A 5,515-nucleotide genomic window follows, 5' to 3' on the forward strand; every position below is an offset into this window, starting at 1 on the left:
CGGCTGATCTCGGCGGCGTAGTTGGTCCAGTCTCCGGCGGAGAGTCGCTGCCATGCGACTGCGACGTCGGTGTGGATGCCGAGGGTGCGGGCCAGGATCGCTGCGGGGATCTCGGTGGCGAGCTGGAACAGGGCGGTGCTGCGGTCGGCGCCTGGCCGGATGCCGAGCTTGTTCAGTCGTTCGACGAGTTGGCCGGTGCTGATGGGCCGCCCGGGCTGCCCGCCTGGGAACAGCCAGAGCGATGGTGTCAGTGCACCGATTGTGGCGTGCCCCTTGCGTTTTTCGGCGACGGTCCGTGCCAGTTCGTCGACGGGGTGGGGAAGATTGATCGGTGAGGAGCCCAGGTGCAGCCTGACGGCGCCGTTGCTGGTCTCGAGGTCGACGATGGTCATCCGCGAGATTGCTGCCAGGGTTTGGGCGTAGAGAAGCACGAGCAGGCCCGCGAGCCGGTCTTCGGCCTTGATCGTGTCGTCGTGTAGCAGCCGGCGGGCGATGTCCCATCGGTGTTGGTCATCGAGCGGCCGGGTGGGCCCCATCCAGCGGCGTGCGGGGACGCGGGCGCTGATCAGCTTGTTCTTGTGGGCCCAGCGTATGAAGTGCCCGGCGGAGCCGCGGTTGGCTGCGGTGTCGTCGGTGAGCCATTGGTCGAGGTCTGCTTGTTGACAGGTGTCGAGGGTGAGTTGGTGATCGGTCAGCCAGTCGAGGAAGGCGACGGCTCCGTAGGTGCGCTGCCGGACGGAGTTGAACTGTTGGATCGTGGTGACGGCGCCGTTGTTGCGTTGCCGCAATCGGCGGACGAGTTGCCAGGTTGTGTAGCGGTGCAGCACGTTCCGCTGCTCGGGATCCGTCTGGGCGGCCACGACGCGGCCGAGCACCTTCTCGGCGCGGATCATGTGCTCGTCACGTTCGGGCAGGGCGCCGACACCGACGAGGACCTGCCGCAGGTGAGCGAGAGCCTGGCTGTCGGGCAGTTCGTCGAGTTCTTCGTGGGTCAGCGCCCGCCGACCGGCGGCGAGGTCGGCCAGGACGGGTGCGACGGACTTCTTCCTCAGCCATCGCATCGCGGTGATCGGGTGCTCGGCGGTCGCGATGTTGTTCCGCAGCGCTTGCAGCCCGGGATGCAGAGACGCCGAGGACGCGCCCAGGATCTCGTTGAGGCCCTGGTTGATCAGGCAGCGGGGGCATTGCCCGGGATGCGGGTGGGCGGGGTCACTGCAGGTGGGGCAGTCATGCCAGACGGCAGGGGTGGTGCAGTCCGCGCAGCGTGGCTGGTCCAGGGTTCCTGAGACGATGGCCGTGGTCCGGCCGCAGGAACAACACCGTGCCGTGCGCCCCTGACAAACAGGACACCACGGTCGTCCGGTGATTCGGGAGGTGCCGCAGGGCTTTTCTTCGCCGCAGATCGAACAGACAGCGGTCGGCAGGGGCGGACAGGTTCCGCAGATCGGGCCCTCCGGCGTGCGGAGACTGACCGAGCGGCGGCGCCCGCAGTTGAGGCAGTCTTCGAGATTGTCGGGGTCGGTGACCAGGCAGTTCGGGCAGAGCGGCCGGCCCTGTTCGTCCCGGGTCGCGGGCTCGCGGTGGGCGCCGCAGCGGACACATTCCTCGACACGGCTGTGGGCGATGCAGGTGCGGCAGACGCGTTGTCCGTCGAGGGGTTTGTCGATCCGGACGACTCGGCGGCAGCGGGGGCATGCCGGTCGGACGATCCCGGCGACGCCCGCGGCGTGAAGGGCCTCGATCAACGGAAGAATCACCCGGACGGGCGCGAGGTGCCCAGCGCCGGTGAGCAGTTCGGGTTGAGCTTCCAGTGCCCAGCCGATCCCGCGCTGATGGGACGGCCGGGAGGCGAGCTTGCCGACCGCGACGGCGATGAGGTCCCGGTCGACGTCCGGGTCCAACCGTGCGATCACACTGTGTATGACGCCGATCGGATCGCGGTCGTCGCGGTCGGGGCATCGGGCGCAGCGGGGCTGCCCGGTGCGGTCCCGGGTCGCGGCATGACGCTGTTGGCCGCAGGCCGCGCAGGTCAGGGGCCGGATGCCGCAGGACCCGCAGTACCAGTCCTGACCGCGCCGCTGCAGGGTCCGCATCGGTTTGCCGCAGCCAGCGCAGACCGGCGGAGAAACCTCCGCGCCCGCCTCCCGCAGAGCGATCAGCAGATCCCCGATCACCCGGGGCGCCGGGGAACGACCGTCGGTCAAGGTCACCGAGCGCTCGGCGAGAAAGGCCGCCAGCCGCCGCGACTTCGCCCGCCCGCCAGCGACTCCGGCGACAACGGCCCGGACCTGGTCCGCTGTCAGCCGACCATCGACCGCCAGCACCAGGTCCGTGACGAACCCGACGGGGTCCGAGATCACGCGACCGTGGTCAGGTGCCGTCACGGCAGCTCGACGCCGCGGATCCGCGCCCGCCGGGGGCGTAGGTCCCCGATACCGGCCTCGGCGCCGACAGCCCTCTTGCCGCGCGTGGTGGCTTCGGCGGCAACGGCCGGTTCGATCAGGTCGTCCATGGTGCAGTCGAAGATGTCCAGCAGCGCCATCAGGATTTTCAGGCTCATCCGTTCGGGCCGTTCGACCACGAGCCGATAGACCTGGCTCGAGGACAAGGTGATGCCACGTTTGTCCAGCGGTTCGATCAGGTCGGTGGTCTGGAACATGCCGCGGTCGGCCATGACCTTGCGCAGGTGCCAGTGGTAATCGAGTTTGGCGGGCATCATCGGTCCTTCTCTGACGGGGCCAGTACGGGCGCCAGCGCCTTCTGCAGCATGGTGTTCATGTAGTCGGTGCTGACGTGGGTATAAATGGCCGTCGAACTGTCGCTTTCATGCCCGACCTGCGATTGGATGAATCGACGGTCGGCGCCATCCTCGGTGAGGTGGGTGACGTAGGAGTGCCGGGCGCTGTGCACGACCAGCGCCTTCGGGAGCTTGAGCGCATCCCGGTAGGCGACGAACCGGGCGTTGATCTCCGCGGGCTTGATCCGCCCGCCCCGCTCGGTCACCCAGAGCGCCGGATGATCCGGGCAGCCGAACCGGGGCCGGACGTTCTCGACGTAGTCGACCACGGCTTCCACCGCCCAATCCATCACCGACAGCACGTTCCGCCGCCGCCGCGGCTGGCCCCGTTTCGCCTTCCCGTAGCGAACGTTGAGTGTGCCGTAACGGCCGAACTGCGGCGCCGCCGGGTTGCGACCGAAGTCCACCAGATCCAACTTCGCCGTCTCGGAGCGGCGGAGGCCCCCCCCCGTATATAACCTTAAAAATCGTCGCATCACGGTAAGCAGCAAGGGCCCCTTTGCGTTTCGCGCGCACCGCGCGCTCGACCTGATCGTCGGCATAGTCCAGGAACCGCTGCATCTCCTCCCGGGTGAACGGGCGCGCCTCCGGCCGGCCCTCGTAGTCGTTGAGATGAGCGATCGTGTTCCACTCGTGGCAGATCGCCACCGGATGGGTGCCGAACGCTTCCTCGCACGCGACAGCCCACCCGTATCGGCCGTCGACCAGATACTCGCTGAACAACCGCAACCCGCACTGGTAGCCCCGAATCGTCGACGACGCCAGGTGCTTTTCGCTGGTCAGCCACCGCGACCACTCATCGATGTGCGTCGGGGTCCACTGCCACGGATAGTCATTGACGAACTCCATGAACCGCCGAACCAACTTCTCCCGGGCCGTGATCGTTTCCTCGCGCAGCCCGCGGGCAGCCTGCTGGGCCCGCCACCCACGAAACATTCCCTCTGCCATCGCATCCTGCGGGCGCAACTGCGCCACCCCGGACACCAGCTCCAGACGAGCCGCCCCAGCGAGATCGACCTGCCGCAACCCACACTCCTCACGCCACCGAACAGTGCGAGAATCATGCATCAGACGGGCTAGTTAGGGCAAACCGGCTGGCCAACAGGCATTCTCCCGTCACCGCTACGGTATTCTCACCCTGCTTCCCATCAGGCCACCAGCAGATTATCGCCCGTCTGATGCAATTCCCGAGGGTTCAGGTAGATGTCACCGGTCGTCGACATGTGGGCGTGGCCGAGGATCGTCTGCACATCTCTCAGCGAAAGGGTGTCCGATCGCGACATCCGGATCGCAGCGGTATGACGTAAGTCGTGCATGCTCCAGTTCGCGTCCAGAACGTGGTTGACGCGACGAAACACGGCGCGCAGGGCCTCGTAGGTCATCGGACGGCGCCGCAGACCGTCGCCACGATCGCGGCAGCGCAACGTCCACCACAATGGGTCCTCGGGTTCCGCTGGATCCCCGAGATCATGCAGGTAGAGCCGCAGCCACACGAAGGCCTCGGTGCTCGCCGGCAGCCACTGCGGGGATCCGCTGCCTTTCCGGTGGACGCGGACGAGTTGTTCGCCCCAGTCCAGGTCGACGTTGCGTAATCCCAGCAACTCGGCGGCCCGGGCGCCGTTGCTGATCGCGATGCTCAACAAGGCACGATCGCGGTTAGACCGAAGGTTGGCGAACAACTCCTGCCAGCGCTGGTCCGGCATGGCCCGCGGAGCAGGTTTGGGTGGTTTCGGGTTGTAGCGGACACGTCCTTCAGGTCGAAACGGTTCCAATGGATTGCGGTGCGCGTTCGCGCGCCGACCACGCATCCGGTCAAGTCGCACCGGGTTGATCAGCGGGCCTTCGCCCTGGTCCATCCAGAACTCGTAGAAGCTACGCACCACCGCGTTGTTGTGGCGGATGGTCCGCGGCTGATAGTGGTCGTCGAGATGCCGCTTGCGGGTCACGGGATTGACCGTTCCCGCCGTGGTGGCCGATGCAGTGCGCTTCAATCGGCGCTGCTTGGTGGTGTGTCCCAGCCACAGCACGAGGTCGCGGGCCTCCGCCGGGGTCGCCTTGTCCCAGGGAACCTCAACCGCGATCAGCCACCGCCACCAGCGCAATAGCACAAACGCGTAACTGCGCACGGATCCTGCGCGGTTGGCTCGCGCAACGAAATCCAGCAGGAACCGTCGAATCGGCTCGACGACCTTGCCGTCCCCGTCGACCACCACCCACGGCACCGCATCGTCGACTTCGACGACACGACCCCACCGAGGCAACTGAATCGTCCAGACATCCCGCTCCACCTCGTCAAACACGGGCACCCACCTCCTCACCACAGGACTTCACGGCAACGGTGAAGGTCTACCAACCCGCGCGATCAACAACCGCCAACCTGATCGGAGTGTCTACCCGTAGTCCGGTCAACGGACACGTCGACATCAAGAAAGTCGGCCGGATACCCGACGGCGGCGGCTGGCGCATCCACGGCCGGGGCAGCGAACACGCCAAGACCGTCGATCGTGGCAAGAAACGCGGTACCCGCACCGGCTACGTCTACCTGCATTCGATCGTCGACGGGTTCTCCCGCCTGGCCTATACCGAAGCCCTACCGGACGAGAAGGGTGTTACGGCAGTCGGTTTCATCAACCGCGCGAAGGCGTTCTTCGCCGCCCACGGCATCGCCCGGTTCACCCGTGTGGTCACCGACAACGGGGCCTGCTACCGCTCGGCGGT

General features: G+C 66.9%; 3 protein-coding genes and 2 pseudogenes. 1 reads left to right on the plus strand and 4 read right to left on the minus strand.

Annotation, left to right across the window (positions count from 1 at the left end; all coding sequences use genetic code 11):
• The 4 genes and pseudogenes from WAW17_RS20610 to WAW17_RS20625 all read right to left on the minus strand — a co-directional run.
• Positions 1 to 2,384: hypothetical protein (locus WAW17_RS20610; protein WP_422334775.1), on the minus strand; the 2,384-nt coding region annotated here is incomplete at its 3' end.
• The gene (locus tag WAW17_RS20615) at positions 2,381 to 2,716 is read right to left on the minus strand and encodes a helix-turn-helix domain-containing protein (RefSeq protein ID WP_422334776.1); all 336 of its coding nucleotides are present in this window, start codon (positions 2,714 to 2,716) and stop codon (positions 2,381 to 2,383) included. The genes WAW17_RS20610 and WAW17_RS20615, both read right to left, overlap by 4 nt.
• Positions 2,716 to 3,733: pseudogene (locus tag WAW17_RS20620) on the minus strand (tyrosine-type recombinase/integrase). The gene WAW17_RS20615 and the pseudogene WAW17_RS20620 overlap by 1 nt, the downstream one beginning before the upstream one ends.
• 212 nt (positions 3,734 to 3,945) lie before the next feature.
• Entirely contained in the window at positions 3,946 to 5,103 is a 1,158-nt protein-coding gene (locus WAW17_RS20625; RefSeq protein WP_422334777.1) for a tyrosine-type recombinase/integrase, read from the minus strand.
• A gap of 107 nt (positions 5,104 to 5,210) precedes the next feature.
• Here WAW17_RS20625 and WAW17_RS20630 point away from each other — a divergent pair.
• Positions 5,211 to 5,515: pseudogene (locus WAW17_RS20630) on the plus strand (DDE-type integrase/transposase/recombinase); the annotation flags it as partial.

The sequence above is a fragment of the Rhodococcus sp. (in: high G+C Gram-positive bacteria) genome (genome assembly GCF_049286785.1).
Classification (GTDB): Bacteria; Actinomycetota; Actinomycetes; order Mycobacteriales; family Mycobacteriaceae; genus Rhodococcus_F.

What these genes read in the sequence shown, in the direction of transcription:
- WAW17_RS20615 (WP_422334776.1), bottom strand. Translation starts at nt 2,716, where the DNA reads ATGCCCGCCAAACTCGATTACCACTGGCACCTGCGCAAGGTCATGGCC.